Below are 20,390 nucleotides of genomic sequence, written 5' to 3' on the forward strand. Positions count from 1 at the left end.
GCATGTACTCACGCAAACCCTTTTATCTGATCGTGGCAGCCCTGTTCCTGGTGGGGCTGGCACTTATGCTACACCGTCACTTTGTCTATGAAGTGCCCTGGCTGCCCGGTGAAAAACGCCAGATCTGGTCGGTGGAGGCCAAGGTGGAGTTCGAAGCCAATGGCCGGCCGGTAAAGGCCTCCCTGGCGGTGCCCGGCAGCCAGCCCGGCTTTACCCTGATGAACGAGTCTGCCGCTTCTCCCGGTTATGGCCTGTCGTTCGTGCAAACCGAAGGCGGCGCCCGCGCCGAGTGGTCCATTCGCTCCGCCACCGGCCATCAGGAGCTGTACTACAAGGTCGACATGATGCTCGACCCCTTTGCCAAGGGCCCCATCGGCAATACCCCGCCCCAGATCACCCCGGTGGAAGTGGCCGAGCCCTATGCCACCGCCATGGATCAGGTGCTGAGCCTGGCCCGGGAGCGCTCTTCCGACAACATTACCTTTACCCGGGAGCTGTTGCGGGAACTGGGCGGCGGCGGCCAGAACGCCGAGCTGCTGGCCCAGCACAAATCGGCCGGTCCCTTGTTGCTCGACATGCTGCACCGGGCCGGCGTGCAGGCCCGGCTGCTGAAGGGCCTGCAGCTGGAAGACGGCCGCCGGCGCCAGCCGCTGGTGGACGTGGTGCAGGTCTTTGACGGCGAGCGCTATGACATCTTCAACCCGGCCACCGGAGCCCAGGGCCGCCAGGAAAACCTGCTGCTGTGGGAGTACCACTCGGCGCCGGTGCTGGATCTGGTGGGTGGCAGCAACTCCCGCGTTACCTTCACCATGCTGCAGCAGGAGCAACCGGTGAACGTGGCCCTGGCCAAGAAGTTTGACCAGCCCGACTGGATCAACGTGTCGCTGTACAACCTGCCGCTGGAAGAGCAGGCCCTGTTCAAGGGCATTCTGCTGATCCCCATCGGCGTGCTGGCAGTGGTGTTCCTGCGCATTATCGTGGGGGTGAAAACCTCGGGTACCTTTATGCCGGTGCTGATCGCCATGGCCTTTATTCAGACCAGCCTGCTCACCGGCCTGGTGGGCTTTCTACTGATCGTGGGCACCGGCCTGGTGCTGCGCTCCTACCTCTCCCACCTCAACCTGCTATTGGTGGCGCGGATCTCGGCGGTGATCATCATGGTCATCGGCATGATCGGCTTTTTCAGCATCGTCGCCTATCAGCTGGGCCTGACCGAGGGCATGAAGATCACCTTCTTCCCCATGATCATTCTGGCCTGGACCATAGAGCGAATGTCCATTCTGTGGGAAGAGGAAGGCCCCAAAGAAGTCGTCAAGCAGGGCGGCGGCTCCCTGGTGGTGGCGGTGATGGCCTTCCTGGCCATGAACAACGAGCTGATTCGTCACCTCACCTTCAACTTCCTCGGTCTGCAGCTGATGGTCATGGCCGCGGTACTGCTGCTGGGCAACTACACCGGCTATCGCCTGACCGAGCTCAAGCGCTTCAAGCCCCTGGTGGACGAGCTGAAACATGATTAAGCAGCTGCTCGCCAAATACGCCACGCCCTTTGAGCTGGGCCGCCACGGTATTATGGGCATGAACCGCCGTAATATTTCCTATATCAGCCGCTACAACCCGCGGCGGCTGTATCCGCTGGTGGACAACAAGCTCAAGACCAAGCAGATTGCGCTGGATGCCGGTGTCACCGTGCCCGAGCTGGTGGGGGTGATCGAATACCAGCACCAGGTGTCCCGCCTGTGGGACATGGTCAAGGACTGGCCGGGCTTTTGCATCAAGCCCGCCAAGGGCTCGGGGGGCAAGGGCATTACGGTGATCGTGGATCACGACCGCCAGCGCTTTACCAAGCCCAGCGGCAAGGCCGAGACCATTGAGGATCTGGAGCGCCATGTGTCCAACATTCTGGCCGGGCTGTACTCCCTCGGCGGCAAGCCGGACGTGGCGCTGATCGAGGCCCTTATCAACTTCGACGATGTGTTTGACGGCTTTTCCTACGAAGGCGTCCCCGACACCCGGGTGATCGTGTTCAAGGGCTTTCCCATCATGGCCATGATGCGGCTGTCCACCCAGGCGTCGGACGGCAAGGCCAACCTGCACCAGGGCGCCGTGGGCGTGGGGCTCGACATCAACACCGGCCGGGCCATTCGGGCGGTGCAGTTCAATGCCCCGGTGCGCTACCACCCGGATACCGGGCGGGATCTGTTCGAACTGAAGGTGCCCTACTGGGAGCTGCTGCTGAACCTGTCCTCTTCCTGCTACGAGATGTCGGGACTGGGCTACATCGGCACCGACATGGTGCTCGACAAGCAAAAGGGCCCCATGCTGCTGGAGCTGAACGCCCGCCCGGGGCTGGCGATACAAACCGCCAACGCCGCCGGCCTGGTGCCGCGCCTGCGCAAGATTGAAAAACTGGGCCGCAAGATCACCATGACCCCCGACGAACGGGTGGCCTTCTCCCGCCGGGAGTTCGCCAGCGAGTTGTGAGTGTTGGTAAGGGGTGAGGTGTTTAGAGTGAGGAGATAAAAACGGCGCCGGGCTTGAATCCGGCGCCGTTTTACTTTGCGCGTTTATACCTCACCCCTCACAGGTGTTACATGCGGGTTTTGCGCTTTTGCCGCTGGCCCGGCTTGGGGCCCTGGCTGCGGGAGCCGGTGGGGGCCGGCTTTTTCGGCGCGGCACCGGTGCCGGCCCCCTTGACCCGAGTGTTGTGCTTGCGCACCGCCTTGCGAATGCGGGCCACCTGCTTGAAACGGTCGGGGGCGTTCACGTCCACCTTGCTTTCCCGCTCCGGCGGCAGGCCCACTTCCTTGCGCAGGTAGTTCACCTGATCCAGCGGCAGCTCGGCCCAGCCGCCCCGGGGCAGGTTCTTGGGCATTTCAATCTTGCCGTAGCGTACCCGCATCAGCCGGCTCACCTGCACGCCCTGGGATTCCCACAACCGGCGCACCTCCCGGTTGCGGCCTTCCTTCAGGGTAACGTGGAACCAGAGGTTCATGCTCTCGCCGCCGGTGTATTTCAGGGTTTCAAAACGGGCCTCGCCGTCTTCCAGCATCACCCCCTTGCGCAGCCGCTGCAGCATGGCTTCGTCCACCTCGCCAAACACCCGCACCGCGTATTCCCGGTCAATCTCATGGCGCGGGTGCATCAGCCGGTTGGCCAGCTCGCCGTCGGTGGTAAACAGCAGCAGGCCGGAGGTGTTCACATCCAGCCGGCCCACCGCCACCCAGCGGGCGCCCTGCAGCCGGGGCAGGCGGTCAAATACCGTGGGCCGGCCTTCCGGATCCTTGCGCGTGCTCACCTCGCCTTCCGGCTTGTGGTAGGCCAGCACCCGGCACACGATGTCGCTTTCGGCCTGGGTTTCCACCAGGTGGCCGTCCACCCGGATCTGCTCGCTGCCGGTGACTCTGTCCCCCAGCACCGCCACCTTGCCGTCCACGCTCACCCGGCCCTGGCTGATCAGCCCTTCAATTTCCCGGCGCGATCCCTTGCCGGCCCGGGCCAGCACTTTTTGCAGTTTTTCAGTCATGTCGTTCACTTATTCAAAAGGGCTGAGATCGCCCGCGCCTTCACGCAGGATCACCGGGTTATCGTCATACAGATCCACCACCGTGGTGGGCCTGGGGTCGAGCACGCCGCCGTCGATGATCAAATCCACCACTTTTTCCAGCCGGTGGCGGATCTCAAAGGGATCGTATTCCGCCTCGGTCTCGCCGGGCAAAATCAGGCTGCAGGACATTAGCGGCTCGCCCAGGGCCTCCAGCAGCGCCAGGCTGATGGCGTGATCCGGCACCCGCAGGCCAATGGTTTTGCGCTTGGGGTTCTGCAGCCGCTTGGGCACTTCCTTGGTGGCCCGCAAAATAAAGGTATAGGCCCCGGGCGTGTTGTTTTTCATCAACCGGAACGCGGTGTTCTCCACCCGGGCATAAGCCGACAGCTCGGACAAGTCCCGGCACACCAGGGTGAAATTGTGCTCCTTGTCGATCTGGCGAATGCGGCAGATGCGTTCCATGGCATTCTTGTCGCCCACCAGGCAGCCGATGGCGTAACCCGAATCGGTGGGGTACACCACCACGCCGCCCTGGCGCACAATGGCCACGGCCTGGTTGATCAGCCGGGGCTGGGGATTGTCTGGATGAATTTCAAAAAACTGACTCATGATTCCTCCCGGAATGATTTTTATAGAAAACGTTCCCATACGGGATCGGCTTCCTTGGGCAGCCACAACTGGCGGCCCAGTTCCCGCCACTGGCTGGGAAAATGAAAATCGGAGCCCACGGAAGCGGCCAGGCCGTACTCCCGGCTCCACTTACCCAGCGTGGCACGTTCCTGCGGACTTTGCTGGGCCATGGACACCTCCATGGCATCGCCGCCGGCCTCGGCAAAGGCCGTCAGCAGGTTGCGCACCCATTTGTTCGACAGGTCGTAACGGGTGGGGTGGGCCAGCACCGCCACGCCGCCCGCCTGTTGTATGGTAGTGATGGCATCGGCAAGGGAGCACCAGTCCGGCGGCGCATAACCGGTGTTGCCCCGGCTCAAAAACTTTTTGAACACCTTGCCCATGGAGTCGGCGGCGCCCTGCTCCAGCAGCCAGCGGGCCATGTGGGTGCGGGTAATGGCCGCCTTGCCGGCAAGGGCCCGGGCACCGTCATAGGCGCCGGGATAACGGGCCTTTTCCAGCCGCTCGCTCATCAGCCGGGCCCGGGCCTCGCGCCGCCCGGTCTGCTCGCCCAGCAGTTGCACAAGCTCCGGATGGGCCGGATCCAGGTTCAGCCCCACCACGTGGATTTCCTTGTGTTGCCACAGGGTCGAGATTTCCACGCCGGTCACCAGCCGAATACCGTGTTCATTGGCAGCGGCCTGCGCCTCACTCAGTCCGGCCACGGTATCGTGGTCGGTCAGCGCCAGCACGTCCACTTCCTTTTCGGCGGCCCGGGCCAGCAGTTCGCCGGGGCTCAGGCTGCCGTCGGAGGCGGTGGAGTGGCTGTGCAGGTCGATGCGCATAAAAAATCCTGTGGTTGGGCTTGACTTGCCCCCGCAAATATCGTTTAACTGTATCCAGTTTTTCGATTAGCGAGATGAGCGCCATGTTGCAGCAAACTTCCACTCTGACCATTTGGTGGTGGCACACTCCCTGAAGCGGGTGTGATTTGCTGTATTCGTTCAACAGTCTCAGCGAAACATGAAAGCCCGCAACTCTGCGGGCTTTTTTATTATCCAGCAAAAGGTGATGCGATGAAACCGACCTCTTTCATTTTTTGGCGATGGCAACCCGACAACCGGCCTGTTCAGCAACCGGCATTTGCGTGCGTTACCGACGACGACATTGCCAGCCAGGTCATCAGACAGATACCCGATGATCAGCATTAACTCATAAGGAATACCCCCATGGCGCAAGGTCAGCTCCACGTTTTATTGCAGAATGCACCCTACACCGATGATCCCCTGGCGTTATACGCCGCCCTCAGCCAGCCCGGCGACAACAGCCTGCTGCTGGAATCCGCCGAAATCGACACCAAGGCGGGCACCCAAAGCCTGCTGATGCTGGACGCCTGTGTGCGCCTGGTCTGCCACGGCCGCACCGTTACTCTGAGCGCCCTCAACGCCAATGGCCTGCCGGCCCTTGAGCTGATACACCATGAGCTGGGCGGCGAACGCACCGAGCGCGAACTCACCGTGACCCTGGCCGAGGCCGACGCCAACCTGGACGAAGACAGCCGGCTCAAGGCGCCCTCGGTACTGGAAACCATTCGGCTTATACTCACCCGCTTTCATGCCGACCGGGGCCAGCAGCACCTGTTTATGGGCGGCACCTTCGCCTATGACCTTATCGCGTCGGTTGAGTGCCTGCCCGCCGTACCCGAGGGCATCAACCACTGCCCCGATTTCTGTTTTTACCTGGCGGAAACCCTGATCACCCTGGATCACGTCAAAGAACAGTGCCAGCTGGCTGCCTGTGTTTTTGCCCCCGGCGAGCGCGACCGCCTTGAACAGCGCCTGAGCGAACTGGCCACCGCCTGCGGCGAGCGCCATGAAAGCCCCAAGGCCGAATCAACCCTGAGCGGCAAGGTGCAGGCCAGTAAAAGCGACGCCGAATTCCGTGCCGACGTAGAACGGCTCAAGGGCAACATCGTCGCCGGCGACATCTTTCAGGTGGTGCCGTCCCGCTGCTTTACCCTGCCCTGCCCCAGCCCGCTCGCGGCCTACGGCAAGCTCAAGCAGACCAACCCCAGCCCCTACATGTTTTATGTGAACGATCAGGACTTCATCCTGTTCGGCGCCAGCCCCGAAAGCTCGGTGAAGTTTGACCATCACAGCCGCCAGGTGGAAATGTACCCCATCGCCGGCACCCGCCGCCGGGGCTTCAACCCCGATGGCAGCATCAACCTGGATCTGGACGGCCGCATTGAGCTGGACCTGCGCCAGGACGCAAAGGAAACCGCCGAGCACCTGATGCTGGTGGATCTGGCCCGCAACGACATCGCCCGCATCAGCGAGCCCGGCAGCCGCTACGTGAAGGATCTGCTGAGCGTGGATCGCTACAGCCATGTGATGCACCTGGTGTCTCGGGTCGTGGGCACCCTTCGTGCCGACCTCGACGCCCTGCACGGCTACCAGGCCTGCATGAACATGGGCACCCTCACCGGCGCGCCCAAGCTTCGCGCCAGCGAGTTGATTCGCGAGGTGGAAGGCCAGCGCCGGGGCAGCTACGGCGGCGCCGTGGGGTATGTCAACGGCCTGGGCGACATGGACACCTGCATCGTTATTCGTTCGGCCTTTGTGAGCCAGGGGCTGGCCCACGTACAGGCCGGTGCCGGCGTGGTGTACGACTCGGACCCGCAGTCGGAAGCCGATGAAACCCGCAACAAGGCGGCGGCGGTACTGAACGCCATCGCCCTTTCCCACGGCAGCACCCTGGCGGAGGTGAGCGCATGAGCCAGACCATTTTCCTGCTCGACAACTACGACTCCTTTACCTACAACCTGGTGGATCAGTTCCGCGCCCTCGGCGCCACGGTCAATGTTTACCGCAATACGGTGCCGGTGGCCCAGTTGCTGGCCGCCATGACACAGGCCGACAACCCGGTACTGGTGCTCTCCCCCGGTCCGGGCAAACCCAGTGACGCCGGCAACATGCCGGCACTGATTGAACAGTGCCTGGGCCGCTTTCCCATTCTCGGCATCTGCCTGGGCCATCAGGCATTGGTGGAGCACTATGGCGGCCGGGTGGAAAGCGCCGGCGAAATCAAGCACGGTAAGAGCTCGATGCTCAGCCACTCCGGCAAAGACATGTTTGCCGGCCTGCCCAACCCGCTGCCGGTGGCCCGCTACCACTCGCTGGTGGGCACCCACATTCCCGCCGGCCTGGAAGTGGTGGCCGACTTCAACGGCATGACCATGGCCGTGCAGGACAGGGCCCGCCGGGTGCTGGGCTTTCAGTTCCATCCCGAATCCATCATGACCACCGACGGGGCCCGCCTGCTGGCCCAGAGTCTGCAATTTATTACCACCAAGGAGAATGCCGCATGAATCAGGCCATGGAACAACTTTACCGGGGCGAAAACATCAGCCGTGAAGCCTCTCATGCCCTGTTCGAGCAACTGCTGCGCGGCGACATGGATCCCATTGTGCTCTCCTCCCTGCTCACCGCCCTGAAGATAAAAGGCGAAAGCCCGGACGAGATCGCCGGGGCCGCCAGCGCCCTGCTGGCCGCCGCCAAACCCTTTCCCCGCCCCGATTACGCCTTTTGCGACATCGTTGGTACCGGCGGCGATGGCATGAACACCATCAATGTGTCCACCACCTCGGCGCTGGTGGCCGCCGCCTGCGGCATTCCCGTGGCCAAGCACGGCAACCGGGGGGTGTCGTCCAAGTCGGGTTCGTCAGACCTGCTGGAGCAACTGGGCATTCGCCTGGATCTCAGCCCGGAAGCGGCCCGCCGCTGCCTGGACGAAGCCAAGGCCTGTTTTCTGTTCGCCCCGCTCTACCACGGTGGCATTCGCCACGCCATGCCGGTGCGCCAGGCCCTGAAAACCCGCACCATCTTCAATGTGCTGGGCCCGCTCATTAACCCGGCACGCCCGAGCTTTATGGTGCTGGGGGTGTACAGCCCGGCACTGGTCCGCCCCATTGCCGACACCCTGGTGACCATGGGCCTGGAGCGGGGCATGGTGGTGCACGGCAGCGGCCTGGATGAAATTGCCATTCACGGCCCCACCCACATTGCCGAGATCAACGGCAACACCGTCACCGAATATCACATCACCCCCGAGGAGCTGGGGCTGGAACGGCACGATATCAGCACCATTGAGGGCGGCGAGCCGGCAGAGAACCGCAAAATTACCGAAGCCCTGCTGGCCGGTGAAGGTACCCTGGCCCAGCAGAGCGTGATTGCCATGAACGTGGCGCCGCTGCTGGTGATGAGCGGTCAGGTGGAAAATCTCAAGCAGGGCGTGGAGCGGGCACTGTCCGTGTTAAGATCCGGCCGTGCCCTGGATGTGGCCAAACAACTGGCGGAGTTGAGTCAATGCTGAATACGGTGCTCGGCAAAATTGTTGCCGACAAGAAAATCTGGGTGGAAGCCCGCAAACAAAGCCAGCCGCTGGCCAGCTTTGAAGCCGCGCTCACCCCAAGCGATCGTCCCTTTGCCGAGGCCCTGGCCGCCGGCAAGCCGGCCTTTATTCTGGAATGCAAAAAGGCCTCGCCCTCCAAGGGACTGATAAGGGAAGTGTTTGATCTGGATGCCATTGCCGGCGTCTATGGCCGTTACGCCTCGGCCATTTCGGTGCTGACCGAAGAAAAGTACTTTCAGGGCCGCATGGAGTTTGTGACCCGAGTGCGCGAACAAGTGACCCAGCCGGTGATCTGCAAGGACTTCATTGTCGATCCTTACCAAATCAAGCTGGCCCGCCACTACCAGGCCGATGCCATTCTGCTGATGCTGTCGGTGCTGGACGACGAGCAGTATGCCGAACTGGCCAAGGTGGCCGAATCCCTCAATATGGGCGTGCTCACCGAGGTGATCGACGAAGAGGAAGTGGCCCGGGCGCTGAAACTGGGTGCCAGGGTGATTGGCATCAACAACCGGGACCTGCGGGACCTCAGCATCGATCTCGACCGCACCAAACGGCTGGCGGCACTCATTCCCGAAGACCGCATCGTGATCTCCGAGTCCGGCATTTACCATCACGGCCAGACCAAGGCGCTCTCGGCCCATGCCGACGGCTTTCTGGTGGGCAGCTCGCTGATGGCCGAAGACCACCTTGAGCTTGCGGTGCGCCGGCTGATCCTCGGCGACAACAAGGTCTGTGGCCTCACTCGGGCCGAAGACGCCGCCGCCGCGTTTGAAGCCGGTGCCGTTTACGGGGGCCTCATCTTCGTGGAGAAAAGCCCCCGCTGCGTGAGCCTGGACCAGGCCCGCCGCGTGATGGCCGGCGCCCCGCTGCACTACGTGGGCGTATTTCAGAATCAGCCAGCAGACGAGATAGTGGCCACCGCACAAGAGCTGAACCTGGCGGCGGTGCAACTGCACGGTGACGAAGACGATGCCACCATCGAGCAACTCAAAGCCCGGCTGCCCGGCGTGGCCATCTGGAAAGCGGTGGCGGTAAGCGATGCGCTGCCCGCCCTGCCCCAGCACGCCGATCGGCTGCTGTTTGATACCAAGGCTGGCGGCCAGAGCGGCGGCACCGGCCAGGCCTTTGACTGGAGCCTGCTCGCAAACATCGATAAGGCCAGTGCCATGCTGGCCGGCGGGCTCACTTCCGACAACGCCGCCACCGCCGCCGCCGTTGGCTGCCGCGGCCTGGACTTTAACTCCGGCGTGGAAAGCGCTCCCGGCCAAAAAGATGCCGGCAAACTCAAGGCGGCCTTTGCCACCCTCAGACACTACGGACGCAGGACAAACACACAATGAGCTTACTGAATCCCTTTTTCGGCGACTTTGGCGGCATGTACGTGCCGCAGATCCTGATGCCGGCCCTGCTGCAACTGGAGCAGGCCTTTGTGGACGCCCAGCAGGATCCGGAATTTGACCGCGAGTTTCGCGAGCTGCTGACGGAATACGCCGGCCGCCCCACCCCGCTGACCCGGGTGCGCAACCTGGCCGCCAACACCAAAACCCGCATTTACCTGAAGCGGGAAGATCTGCTGCACGGCGGTGCTCACAAGACCAACCAGGTGCTGGGCCAGGCGCTGCTTGCCAAGCGCATGGGCAAAAAACGCATTATCGCCGAAACCGGCGCCGGCCAGCACGGCGTGGCCACCGCCCTGGCCTGCGCCCTGATGGACATGGAGTGCATCGTGTACATGGGCGCCAAGGACTGCGAGCGGCAAAAACCCAATGTATTCCGTATGGAGCTGATGGGCGCCAAGGTGATACCGGTGCATTCCGGCGCAGCCACCCTCAAGGACGCCTGCAACGAGGCCATGCGCGACTGGGCAGCCAACTACGAGACCACCCACTACATGCTGGGGACCGCCGCTGGCCCGCACCCCTTCCCCACCATAGTGCGCGAATTCCAGCGCATGATCGGCGAGGAAGCCAAGGTGCAGATCATGGAGCACGAAGCGCGGCTGCCCGATGCGGTGATTGCCTGTGTGGGCGGCGGCTCCAACGCCATTGGCCTGTTCGCCGACTTTATTGAGGAAGACAGCGTCAAGCTCATCGGCGTGGAGCCGGCGGGCAAGGGCATTGACACCGGCGAGCACGGCGCCACCCTGGGTGAAGGCACCAAGGGCGTATTCTTTGGCATGCTGTCGCTGATGATGCACGATGAAGACGGCCAGGTGGAAGAATCCTACTCGGTCTCCGCCGGCCTCGACTTTCCGTCCGTGGGCCCCCAGCACGCCTACCTGGCCACCACCGGCCGGGCCCAGTATGTGTCGGTCACCGACGACGAAGCCCTCAACGCCTTCCAGGCCCTGGCCCGTAACGAAGGCATTATTCCGGCGCTGGAATCCTCCCACGCCCTGGCCTATGCCCTGAAAATGGCCGAAGCCGATCCGGAAAAAGAGCAGGTACTGGTGGTGAACCTGTCGGGTCGTGGCGACAAGGACATCTTTACCGTGGCCGAAATCCTGGAGCACAAAGGAGCCCTGAAATGAGCCGTTACCAGCGTTTGTTTGACCGTTTGAAAACCGCCGATGAAGGCGCCTTTGTCCCCTTCGTGACCCTGGGCGACCCCACCCCCGAACACTCGCTGAAGGTGATTGACGCCCTGGTGGCCGGCGGTGCCGACGCCCTGGAGCTGGGCATTCCCTTCTCCGATCCGGTGGCCGATGGTCCCACCATTCAGGCCGCCACCCTGCGCGCCCGAAAGGCCGGCACCAACTCGCAAATCTGCTTCGACATGCTGACTCAGGTACGGGAAAAATACCCCGAGCTGCCCATTGGCCTGCTGGTGTACGCCAACCTGGTGTATGCGCCGGGAATGGACAGCTTCTATGGCCGTGCCGCCAAGGCCGGTGTGGACTCGGTGCTGGTGGCCGACGTGCCGCTGGAAATGGCCGGACCCTTCAAGGCCGCCGCCGACCGGGCCGGCATTGAGAGCATTTACATCGCCCCGCCCAACGGCGACGAGGCCACCCTGAAAGCGGTGGCACAAACCGGCTCCGGCTACACCTACCTGCTGAGCCGGGCCGGCGTGACCGGCACCGAAACCAAGGCAGGCGCCCCGGTCGACACCCTGCTGGCTACCCTGGCCAAATACGATGCGCCACCGTCGCTGCTCGGCTTTGGTATCTCCAGCCCCGAGCAGGTGCGCGACGCCATTGCCGCCGGTGCCGCCGGCGCCATCTCCGGATCCGCCGTGGTCAAGATCATCGAGCAGCACCTGGACCAGCCCCAGGCCATGCTGGATGCCCTCACCGCCTTTGTCAAAGAAATGAAGGCCGCGACGCGGAAGTAAGACGTTGGACGTGAGATGTAAGGGGTGAGCAAAATTTGCCCCGTATTTTCCTCCGTCATCCCGGCACAGGAACGTCATTCATCACGAAAATAAGGACAGGCGTCCGACAAAACGGCACTTGGGTTAACCTGGTGCCGTTTTTATGGAGCGCAGGCTGCCAGCCTGCAACTTGCCGCGAAGCGGCAAGCTCATGATCGCTTTACCCACTTCCTTCACCCTGCCAACGTGCTAACCTGGTCCGATAAAAATCTAACAATAACAAGGACACGGGATGACTGCGCCGCTGCCCCAAGGGCTCTATGACCTGCTTACCACCCAGAGTTTTACCGAATCGAAAAAAGTATTAGTAGAAGCTGGTTTATCCATTCACGCCGAAGATCTTAATCCGGAATTCAGCCATGAAAGACTGGCTAACGCGCTGGCAGAGCAACTTTCCCAACTGCTGGCCGATATCAAAGGCAAAGACAAGGTCGAGACTCAGGCCCTGCTGATTAACGAAATTCTGCGCTACTCCCGCCAACGGCTTGAGCAACCTGACGAATCAGCAATGTTGGCCACACCACCTCGAGTGATTCGGGCCCTGTATGCTACCAAGCCTCCGAACATGCCGGCCATTGGGCTAGCGCAACCCTGGTTATTTACCGCTGGTAAAGACTCTCCCGCCCTGTTCCACGAGCTACAAGCTGAGCTCGCCTCGTGCAACAGCGTAGATATTTTGATGAGTTTTATTACCGTCTCCGGTGTGCGCAAAATCATCGATGTGCTCAAACAAATCACCAGCACCAATGCGCAGGGTCAAAGCCAGGCCCGAGTGCGTATTCTTACCACCACCTACATTGGTGCCACTGAGCAAAAAGCCCTGGATATGCTGGCTCGCCTACCCAACTGTGCAGTGCGGGTTTCCCTTGATGGCCGGCGTACTCGGCTGCATGCCAAAGCCTGGATTTTTGAGCGACACAGCGGCTTTGGCTCTGCTTATGTAGGCAGCGCCAATTTGTCCAGTGCCGCACTCATGGGGGGATTGGAATGGACGGTTAAATTCACCGAAAAAGGCCAGAATCAGCTCTATCAACGGGCACAAGCGCATTTTGAAACCCTTTGGCAAGATGGCGAGTTTCAGCCTTATAATCCAGAAGATAAAACCCATCGCCAAGAGCTGGCCAACGCCATCAAGCGCGAGTCGGGACAAGACGTTATTGCCACTCCCACCTTCTTTGATATTGAGCCCAAGCCCTTTCAGCAAGACATTCTGGAGCAGTTAGCCAACGAGCGGGCCCATGGCCGCATGCGCAATTTGCTGGTGGCAGCCACCGGCACGGGCAAAACAGTGATGGCGGCATTTGATTATCGAACGCTGGCCCGCCAGCAAGGTGGGCTACCACGTCTATTATTTGTCGCCCATCGCAAGGAGCTGCTGATCCAAGCCATGCGAACCTTTCGGCTGGTGTTACGGGAGCCAGACTTTGGTGATCTTTTTACCGGTGAGTACCAACCAACGCAAGATAACCACCTGTTCGCTACCATTCAAAGCATCAACGCTCGTAAGCTGGTCTCACAGACCAAGGCTGATCATTGGCGAATGGTGATCATGGACGAGTGTCATCATATTGAAGCCAACAGCTTTGAACAGTTACTCACTACCTTAAAACCGGCCTGCTTGCTGGGACTGACCGCCACTCCTGAACGCACCGATGGCAAGAGCATTCTGCGCCACTTCGATAACCGCCCCGATGGCTCCCCGGCGGCCCAGTTACGCCTTTGGCAGGCGCTGGATCTGCAACTGTTAGCCCCCTTTGAATATTACGCCTGCGACGACAATACCGACTATCGCAGCATTCCTTGGAAAGATGCCAACGAGTTAAAAGAGCTCGACAAGCTGCTGACCGGAAACCATGTGCGTGCCGCCGCCGTTATTCGTTCATGGCAACAACTGGTGAACGACCCGCGTCAAGGTAAAACCCTGGTATTCTGCGTCAGCATTGCCCATGCCGAATTTATGGCGGAACAGTTTGAAAAAGCCGGCATACTCGCTAGTGTGATCACTGGCCAAAGCTCGTCAAAAGAGCGGCACGAGCTGCCTCAACGACTCAAGAAAGGCGATATTCATGCGCTGATCACCGTCGATCTCTACAACGAAGGCGTCGACTTACCTTTTGTCGACACCCTATTGCTGCTGCGCCCGACCCAAAGTGCCACCCTGTTTCAGCAGCAAATCGGCCGCGGTCTGCGCCTGCATGAAGGCAAAGAAAGCTGCCTCATTCTGGATTTTGTTGGCCAGCATAAACAGGGCTTTCGCTTCGATCTGCTCTACAGCGCCATCACCGGGCTCACTCGACGGGAGGTGGTAGAAAGTGTCGATAAAGGCTTTGGTCGCTTGCCCAGCGGTTGCCATCTTCAACTGCAAAAACAGGCTCGCGAGCATATTCTCGACAGCCTACGCCAGGCCATTAATCAAAACTGGCGTCGCCTGCAACAAGAGCTGCATGCCTATGTGAATCTCACCAATAATCGTCAAGTGACCCTGAGTGAATTTCTAAACGAGCAGCAACTGGAGCTGGAAGATATTTATCGTTCCGGCCAAAACAGCGGTTGGACCAACCTGAAGCGGGATGCAGGCCTGCTGGAGGGCGAGACCTGCGCGCAAGAGCGCTATTTCAGCCGTCGCATTGGCAGCCTGCTGCATATCGACGACGCCGAGCAATTACAGCTAATCCAACAAGTCGCCGAGCAGAATGCCCACTACCTGATCGCCAATGAGAACGAACGTCAGCGGCTGCAAATGCTGGCCTACCAGATAGATGGTGAGCACAAACAAACCGGCTCGGCCCACGCCTTTCTCGACCGCTTGGCACAAACCCCAGCGGCTTGCGCTGAGCTGGCTGAACTCAGTCATTATCTCGATGCCCGCACCCGCTATGCCTACTCTCCCCTGCCTGGCCTGGAACATACTCCGCTTAAGCTACATGCGGCCTACCAAAGCCGGGAAATTCTTACGGCAGTCGGCTTTTTAACCGAGCACAAACGCACGCCTTTTCAGGCGGGCGTACTGCCCCTGAAAGAGCTGAAAACCGAACTCTTGCTTGTGACTCTCGATAAAAGCGCGGCGCAGCACGAGGGCGTGGCCTATCACGATTACGCCATCAGCCAACAGGAGTTTCATTGGCAATCTCAGAACAGTGGGAGCCCCGACACCCCCAGCGGTCGTCGCTACCTCGACAGCAGCGAGAACGGTTGGCGGTTTCAGCTATTTGTCCGCATCAATAAACAGTCGCCCTATCGCGCCTGTGGCCCGGTTCGCTTATTGCGTTATCACGGCAGTAAGCCGATGAATATTGTCTGGCAGTTAGAGCATCCGCTACCGGTACGCCTGTTCCGTGAATTCAGCGTGTTGAAAGGGTAAGAGAAGCGCCCTGGCGGGCGCTGATGCAGGCGAGCCGCCCCTGTTCAGGGACAAGACCTGCGCTCCGGGGGCATTATCTGACCGGACCGCCCCCTTCAAAATAGCGCCGGTGCAGCTCGCGGATTTCTTCGGCCAGCTCCGGCACCGGGCCGGCCACGGGAATGTCGGGAGCAATGTCGTTGATGGTCAGTGCCTTCACCGGCGCGGCGCCCAGGCCCCACTGCTCGCACCACACAGCAAACTGGCCGGCGGAGCTGGCAAAGACAATGCGCCCAAGGCCAGCCCAGGCGTGGGCGGCGGAACACATGGGGCAGTGCTCCCCCGAGGTGTAGAGGGTAGCGCGAGAGCGCTCGGTCGGGCTCAGGTTTTCGGCCGCCCAGCGGGCCAGGGCCATTTCCGGGTGCCAGGTGGCCTCCACCGTATGAATACGGTTGCGGTCTTCCGCCAGCACGGCCCCTTCGGCCGACACCAGCACAGAGCCAAAGGCCATGTCGCCCTCGCTCAGGGCTTCTTCGGCCAGCTCGACACAACGGCGCAGATGGCGCAGATCCTGCTCGCTAATGGTCATGTTTACCTCCTGTTCGCAAACACGGTTATGTTGTCTGTCTGCCTCACAAGGTACTGAAGAAACTAAAAATTTAAAAGTCGATCCGTATCACTTACCGGGTTTCGGTTTTATGCTTGCATGGCTGTTTATGTTTTAAACAAACAACAACCAACAGGAGAGCCCATGTTTGATTTAACGGATCAGGTCGCCCTGGTGACCGGCGGCGCCAAGGGCATTGGCAAGGGCATCGCGCGGGTGCTGACCGAGGCCGGCGCCACCGTGGTGATCGCCGATATCGACGAAGCCGCCGGCAAGGCCACCGCCGGTGAGCTCAACGGGCATTATTACTATCTGGATGTATCCCGTCAGGAAAGCTGCCGGCAGGCGGTGGCGGCGGTACTCAGGGAGTTTGAACGGCTGGATATTCTGTGCGCCAACACCGGCATTTTTCCCCAGTGCGAGCTGGCCGCTATGACCGAGCAGCACTGGGACGAAATGCACAACATCAACCTCAAGGGCACCTTTTTCATGGTGCAGGCGGCACTGGAGGCCATGCGCCCGCGGGGCTATGGCCGCATTGTGATCACCTCTTCCATTACCGGCCCGGTCACCGGCTTTCCCGGCTGGAGCCACTACGCCGCCAGCAAGGCCGGCCAGCTTGGCTTTATGCGCAGTGCGGCGCTGGAATGCGCCCGCGATGGCATTACCATCAACGCCGTGATGCCCGGCAACATTCTCACCGAGGGGCTGCAGGCACAGGGAGAGGAATACCTGGAGCAGATGAAGGCGGCCATTCCCACCCACAGCCTGGGCACGCCGGACGACATTGGTCATGCGGCCTGTTTTCTGGCATCGAAAGAGGCGCGTTACATTACCGGCCAGACCTTGATCGTGGACGGCGGTCAGGTGCTGCCCGAGTCGCCGGAGGCGGTGCAGTAAAAAGCCCGGCCAATGCCGGGCTTGCCAGTGCCGCAGGGCACAAATGCGAACGGGCCGCCTGCCCTTGTGGCGGGCGGCTCGTTCGTTTAGTCGTTGTCGGCCAGGGGCTGCAGTTTGCCGGCAAATTCGGCACGCTTCAGTCGCAGCGGCGCATACATCAGCGCGCCCACCAGGAACAGACCCAGATACCCGATCAGCGGGTAGAAGAAGGCCACCAGCTGGGTAAAGCCGGCGAAGCTAGCCACAAAGCCCACCACCATGGTAATGATGCTGAAACGGTTGGCCGCCGGGGTGTGCATTTCCACAAAACGAGCGACAAAGGCGTAGAACATGCTGGCGCCGGTGCTGAAAATCATGCCAAAGAGTACAAACGCCATGGCCTTGGCCAGCCAGGGAGAGATGCCGTCGATGATTTTCAGCAGCGGCAGCGCATAGCCGGCCACCTGATCAATTTGCGAGAACATGGCCAGATGGCTGATCATGATCAGCACCCCGACCCCGGCGCCACCCAGCAGGCCGCCCCAGCGGGCAATGCGGGCATTGGGCTCGGCCCCGCCCATCACCAGCGCCATGGCCGCTCCCACGGCAATGTTGAACGACACATAGTTGATGGCCGACACCAGCCAGTGCGGCAGAGTGGACTCAATGCTTTCGGCAATGGGCGCCAGCTCGGCAAAGCTGCGCTCCATGGTCAGCAGGCTGTAAACGCAGATCAGCACCAGCGCCAGCACCAGAAAAGGCGTAATGCTGCCAATCAGTGCAACCACCCGCTGCACGTTCAGCATCAGGGTGGCGCCCATCAGCAGGGTCATCAGCACACTGCCCACAAAGGGCGCCAGGCCAAACTGCTGATGCAGGGTAGAGCCGGCACCGGCGATCATCACCACGCCCACCCCAAACAGGGTAAAGATGATAACGCCATCCACCACCACGCCAAGGTAGCGGCCGCTTATCTGGTACACCACGGTTTTATGGGAGCGGGTTTGCGTACGGCTGCCCAGCCAGGTCAGCATCATGCCAAGGTAGGCAAACAGGGCCGTGGCCACCACGGCCGCTGCCGTGCCCAGGTAACCAAAGCTGGTGAAGTACTGCAGTACTTCCTGACCGGAGGCAAAGCCCGCCCCCACAATGATGCCAATGAATGCACTGGCAATTTTAATGATGTTCCACATGATCGTCTGTTAATCCTTTTACAACCCAAAATACAACAATACTGATGGGCAAAGGTGCAAAATATGCGTTTGCCATACAATAAAGCCGGCGACCTTAGCAGAGGTTGCCGGCCAGTGCCATAACACCTTGGTCGTAAGGATCAATAATGTGGTTCAGTCCAGTGTTTGCACACCGCCACCGTTGACAAACAGGGTCTGACCACTGACCCAGCAACTCACCGGCGCCGCAAAGTAGAGCACGGCGCCGGCAATGTCTTCCGCCTCCCCCAGGCGCCTGAGCGGAGTGTGGGCCAGCATGCGGGCCTCGATCTCGGGGGTCAGCACCGAGGCCAGGGCGTCGGTACGCACGGCCCCCGGGCCCACGGCGTTGACGCGAATGCCGGCGGGGCCGTAATCAAAGGCCAGGTTGGCGGTCATGTGATTGATGGCGGCCTTGGAAGACGCATAGGCACTGATGGCCGGGCTTTTGTTGATGGAGCTCATCGACGACATATTGATGATGGAGCCGTAGCCGGCCTTTTCCATATGGGGAGCGCACAACTGGGCCAGCCGCCAGTTGCTGAACACGTTCAGCTCAAAGGTACGGGCGAATTCGGCCACCGTGAGCGTAGCGGGGCTCTCCCGGCCGGCCCCCCCGCCGCCCACGTTGTTGACCAGAATGTGGATATGGCCAAATTCCGCCAGGGTCTGGTTCACCAGCCCGGTCAGATCTTCGTCTCTGGTCACATCACAGGCCACCGCCAGGGCCTTGCCGCCTGCCTCGCGGATTTCCTCGGCGGTGGCCTCGGCGGCGTCCAGCTTCAGATCCGCCACCACCACACGGGCGCCATGGGCGGCCAGCATGGTGCTGCAGCCCTTGCCAATGCCCTTGGCACCGCCGGTAATAATGGCCACCTTGCCGGTGAGATCAAAAAGTTCAGCAGGTTTCATAAAGGCTCCTGTTACGGTTTTTCAAGGGACATCAGGTGATCCGCCACCGCCTGATACGCCGGCAGCGAGTCGGGATCGTTGGCACCGTTGGCCGCCACCGGGTGGGAAGCAAAGCGCACCAGCACCATGTCGGCGGCCGGATCTATGTAAATGGTCTGACCGTGCACCCCCCGGGCGGCAAAGGCGCCGTTGCGGTTATGGGTTACCCACCACATATTGCGGTAAGACCAGCCCTTGAGCGTGTCGAAACCGGAGCGGGCAAAGGCCTCCTTGCTGCCGCCGCGGCGTATATCGTCAATGGCCGCGGCGGGAATAATCTGCTCCCCCTGCCAGCGGCCGCCATTGCGCACCAGCTCGCCAAAGCGGGCCATGTCCCGCAGGCCGGCGCTCAGGCCGCCGCCGGCAAAGGGCGTGCCCAGGCTGTCTACCTGGTAATAGGCACTCTGCTCCATGCCAATGCGCCGCCAGATGCGCTCGGACAATAGCGCCGCCACCGACTTGCCGCTGGCCCGGGCAATCACCCAGCCCAGGGCGTCGCTGTTCACGGTTTTGTAGCCAAAGGCCTGGCCATGCTCCCCCTGCTTTTGCACGCCGGTCAGGTATTCGAAATAACCCACCGGGCCGGTGTAGCCCTCCGGCTTGGGCCAGGGACTGCCGGCGGCGGAGAATTGCCATACCTCGGCATTGGGATCGGCATAATCTTCGCTGTAGTGCAGCCCCGTGGTCATGTCCATCAGCTGGCGAACGGTGGCATCGCCAAAGGCGGAGCCGGCCAGTTCCGGCACATACTCGGCCACTCTTTTGCTGTCATCCAGCCGGCCTTCGGCCACCAGCACGGCGGCGAGCAGGCCGGTAAACGACTTGGTCACCGACATGGCCGCGTGCTGGCCGTCTTCCCTCAGGGCCCCGGCATAACGCTCGTACACCACCTCGCCCCGGTGCAGAATTATCAGGCCGTCGGTGTAGTTGCGCTCAAAGGTCTCGGCAAAGGTGATGGGCTCCTCGCTGCCCCAGGGTAGAAAGCGCAGCCGATCGATAAGCGGATCAAGACGGTAGGTCAGCGGGGCCGGGGCTCCCAGGCCGCGAGACACTGCCACCGTGGGCATAAACTCGCGCATGTGGGCCACGCTGTAGCGCAGGGCAGGAAACGCAAAAAAGGAGCCGTCGGCGGCGCTGATGCGTTTTTCCGCCGGGGGTGGAAAACCCTGCATCCAGCCAAGGGCATTGGGATCGCTGTCTTGGGCGGAAAGCGGCGCCGCTGCAGGCTGAACCGCCGGCAGCGACAACAGGGTGAAAAGCAGACCGGTGGCGGTCCGCCGGGGAAAGGTAACACCGATCATGATGTCTCCCGCGCAGGGTGGCTGTTCGGGAGAGTATAGACGTGGGCGCCCTTACTGCGGACGGAAACGACGGGGCAAAGCGCCCATTTTGGGTGAGTCCGTCATGGGTGGGTCATTCCGCCCTGCGCCGGAAGAAAGATGCCGGGTCAAGGCCCGGCAT

At 61.3% G+C, this 20,390-nt stretch carries 17 protein-coding genes; 10 read left to right on the forward strand and 7 right to left on the reverse strand.

All coding sequences use genetic code 11. From position 1 onward, the window contains the following. Positions 1-2: 2 nt before the first annotated feature. Positions 3-1,517: an inactive transglutaminase family protein gene (locus GU3_RS12940; protein WP_014292975.1), complete on the forward strand. Its 1,515-nt coding sequence runs from the start codon at positions 3-5 to the stop codon at positions 1,515-1,517. After that, on the forward strand, positions 1,510-2,481 hold the full coding sequence (locus GU3_RS12945) for an alpha-L-glutamate ligase-like protein (RefSeq protein WP_014292976.1): 972 nt from the start codon (positions 1,510-1,512) through the stop codon (positions 2,479-2,481). Before GU3_RS12940 ends, GU3_RS12945 begins: the two co-directional genes overlap by 8 nt. Before the next feature lie 106 nt (positions 2,482-2,587). Here GU3_RS12945 and rluB read toward each other — a convergent pair whose 3' ends face one another. From rluB to GU3_RS12960, 3 genes are read right to left on the reverse strand one after another with little or no spacing between them, the layout of a single operon-like run. Further along, complete coding sequence (gene rluB / locus GU3_RS12950; protein WP_014292977.1) at positions 2,588-3,523, reverse strand: 23S rRNA pseudouridine(2605) synthase RluB; 936 nt, start codon at positions 3,521-3,523, stop codon at positions 2,588-2,590. A 9-nt stretch (positions 3,524-3,532) separates the two neighbouring features. Next, the gene (locus tag GU3_RS12955) at positions 3,533-4,153 is read right to left on the reverse strand and encodes an L-threonylcarbamoyladenylate synthase (RefSeq protein WP_014292978.1); all 621 of its coding nucleotides are present in this window, start codon (positions 4,151-4,153) and stop codon (positions 3,533-3,535) included. Positions 4,154-4,173: 20 nt separating this feature from the next. Then, a complete protein-coding gene (locus GU3_RS12960) occupies positions 4,174-4,998 on the reverse strand; it encodes a PHP domain-containing protein (protein ID WP_014292979.1) in 825 nt (274 codons plus the stop codon). 384 nt (positions 4,999-5,382) lie between these two features. Between GU3_RS12960 and GU3_RS12965 the strand changes: the two genes are divergently transcribed. The 7 genes from GU3_RS12965 (at position 5,383) to GU3_RS12995 (ending at position 15,302) form a co-directional block, all read left to right on the forward strand. Next, positions 5,383-6,930 (forward strand): anthranilate synthase component 1, encoded by a 1,548-nt coding sequence (locus GU3_RS12965; RefSeq protein ID WP_014292980.1) that lies wholly within the window; start codon positions 5,383-5,385, stop codon positions 6,928-6,930. Continuing rightward, the gene (locus tag GU3_RS12970; protein WP_014292981.1) at positions 6,927-7,523 is read left to right on the forward strand and encodes an aminodeoxychorismate/anthranilate synthase component II; all 597 of its coding nucleotides are present in this window, start codon (positions 6,927-6,929) and stop codon (positions 7,521-7,523) included. The genes GU3_RS12965 and GU3_RS12970 overlap by 4 nt, the downstream gene beginning before the upstream one ends. Then, positions 7,520-8,527, forward strand: a complete 1,008-nt coding sequence (gene trpD, locus GU3_RS12975) for an anthranilate phosphoribosyltransferase (RefSeq protein ID WP_014292982.1) — start codon at positions 7,520-7,522, stop codon at positions 8,525-8,527. The genes GU3_RS12970 and trpD overlap by 4 nt, the downstream gene beginning before the upstream one ends. Continuing rightward, positions 8,521-9,909 carry a bifunctional indole-3-glycerol-phosphate synthase TrpC/phosphoribosylanthranilate isomerase TrpF gene (gene trpCF / locus GU3_RS12980; RefSeq protein WP_014292983.1) on the forward strand — a complete coding sequence of 463 codons (1,389 nt, stop codon included), beginning with the start codon at positions 8,521-8,523 and terminating at the stop codon, positions 9,907-9,909. Before trpD ends, trpCF begins: the two co-directional genes overlap by 7 nt. After that, the gene (gene trpB, locus GU3_RS12985) at positions 9,906-11,099 is read left to right on the forward strand and encodes a tryptophan synthase subunit beta (RefSeq protein ID WP_014292984.1); all 1,194 of its coding nucleotides are present in this window, start codon (positions 9,906-9,908) and stop codon (positions 11,097-11,099) included. The genes trpCF and trpB overlap by 4 nt, the downstream gene beginning before the upstream one ends. Next, on the forward strand, positions 11,096-11,902 hold the full coding sequence (gene trpA / locus GU3_RS12990; RefSeq protein ID WP_014292985.1) for a tryptophan synthase subunit alpha: 807 nt from the start codon (positions 11,096-11,098) through the stop codon (positions 11,900-11,902). The genes trpB and trpA overlap by 4 nt, the downstream gene beginning before the upstream one ends. 271 nt (positions 11,903-12,173) lie before the next feature. Beyond that, positions 12,174-15,302, forward strand: coding sequence for a DUF3427 domain-containing protein (locus tag GU3_RS12995; protein ID WP_014292986.1), 3,129 nt, complete (start codon positions 12,174-12,176; stop codon positions 15,300-15,302). A 73-nt stretch (positions 15,303-15,375) separates the two neighbouring features. On the opposite strand, the gene GU3_RS13000 is transcribed toward GU3_RS12995, so the two are convergent. Beyond that, the gene (locus GU3_RS13000; protein WP_014292987.1) at positions 15,376-15,870 is read right to left on the reverse strand and encodes a nucleoside deaminase; all 495 of its coding nucleotides are present in this window, start codon (positions 15,868-15,870) and stop codon (positions 15,376-15,378) included. Between the two features lie 162 nt (positions 15,871-16,032). Between GU3_RS13000 and fabG the strand changes: the two genes are divergently transcribed. Then, entirely contained in the window at positions 16,033-16,788 is a 756-nt protein-coding gene (fabG, locus tag GU3_RS13005; RefSeq protein ID WP_014292988.1) for a 3-oxoacyl-ACP reductase FabG, read from the forward strand. Positions 16,789-16,874: 86 nt separating this feature from the next. On the opposite strand, the gene GU3_RS13010 is transcribed toward fabG, so the two are convergent. The 3 genes from GU3_RS13010 to GU3_RS13020 all read right to left on the reverse strand — a co-directional run bounded on the left by GU3_RS13010 (position 16,875) and on the right by GU3_RS13020 (position 20,230). Next, on the reverse strand, positions 16,875-17,960 hold the full coding sequence (locus GU3_RS13010; protein WP_014292989.1) for a membrane protein: 1,086 nt from the start codon (positions 17,958-17,960) through the stop codon (positions 16,875-16,877). 153 nt (positions 17,961-18,113) lie between these two features. Then, on the reverse strand, positions 18,114-18,890 hold the full coding sequence (locus GU3_RS13015) for a glucose 1-dehydrogenase (protein ID WP_014292990.1): 777 nt from the start codon (positions 18,888-18,890) through the stop codon (positions 18,114-18,116). 11 nt (positions 18,891-18,901) lie between these two features. Beyond that, positions 18,902-20,230, reverse strand: coding sequence for a serine hydrolase (locus GU3_RS13020; protein ID WP_014292991.1), 1,329 nt, complete (start codon positions 20,228-20,230; stop codon positions 18,902-18,904). Positions 20,231-20,390: the final 160 nt, after the last annotated feature.

Source organism: Oceanimonas sp. GK1 (assembly GCF_000243075.1).
Lineage (GTDB): Bacteria > Pseudomonadota > Gammaproteobacteria > Enterobacterales > Aeromonadaceae > Oceanimonas.

Coding starts and splice junctions, on each gene's coding strand:
- GU3_RS12940 (WP_014292975.1), top strand. CDS start 3: ATGTACTCACGCAAACCCTTTTATCTGATCGTGGCAGCCCTGTTCCTG.
- GU3_RS12945 (WP_014292976.1), top strand. CDS start 1,510: ATGATTAAGCAGCTGCTCGCCAAATACGCCACGCCCTTTGAGCTGGGC.
- rluB (WP_014292977.1), bottom strand. CDS start 3,523: ATGACTGAAAAACTGCAAAAAGTGCTGGCCCGGGCCGGCAAGGGATCG.
- GU3_RS12955 (WP_014292978.1), bottom strand. CDS start 4,153: ATGAGTCAGTTTTTTGAAATTCATCCAGACAATCCCCAGCCCCGGCTG.
- GU3_RS12960 (WP_014292979.1), bottom strand. CDS start 4,998: ATGCGCATCGACCTGCACAGCCACTCCACCGCCTCCGACGGCAGCCTG.
- GU3_RS12965 (WP_014292980.1), top strand. CDS start 5,383: ATGGCGCAAGGTCAGCTCCACGTTTTATTGCAGAATGCACCCTACACC.
- GU3_RS12970 (WP_014292981.1), top strand. CDS start 6,927: ATGAGCCAGACCATTTTCCTGCTCGACAACTACGACTCCTTTACCTAC.
- trpD (WP_014292982.1), top strand. CDS start 7,520: ATGAATCAGGCCATGGAACAACTTTACCGGGGCGAAAACATCAGCCGT.
- trpCF (WP_014292983.1), top strand. CDS start 8,521: ATGCTGAATACGGTGCTCGGCAAAATTGTTGCCGACAAGAAAATCTGG.
- trpB (WP_014292984.1), top strand. CDS start 9,906: ATGAGCTTACTGAATCCCTTTTTCGGCGACTTTGGCGGCATGTACGTG.
- trpA (WP_014292985.1), top strand. CDS start 11,096: ATGAGCCGTTACCAGCGTTTGTTTGACCGTTTGAAAACCGCCGATGAA.
- GU3_RS12995 (WP_014292986.1), top strand. CDS start 12,174: ATGACTGCGCCGCTGCCCCAAGGGCTCTATGACCTGCTTACCACCCAG.
- GU3_RS13000 (WP_014292987.1), bottom strand. CDS start 15,870: ATGACCATTAGCGAGCAGGATCTGCGCCATCTGCGCCGTTGTGTCGAG.
- fabG (WP_014292988.1), top strand. CDS start 16,033: ATGTTTGATTTAACGGATCAGGTCGCCCTGGTGACCGGCGGCGCCAAG.
- GU3_RS13010 (WP_014292989.1), bottom strand. CDS start 17,960: ATGTGGAACATCATTAAAATTGCCAGTGCATTCATTGGCATCATTGTG.
- GU3_RS13015 (WP_014292990.1), bottom strand. CDS start 18,890: ATGAAACCTGCTGAACTTTTTGATCTCACCGGCAAGGTGGCCATTATT.
- GU3_RS13020 (WP_014292991.1), bottom strand. CDS start 20,230: ATGATCGGTGTTACCTTTCCCCGGCGGACCGCCACCGGTCTGCTTTTC.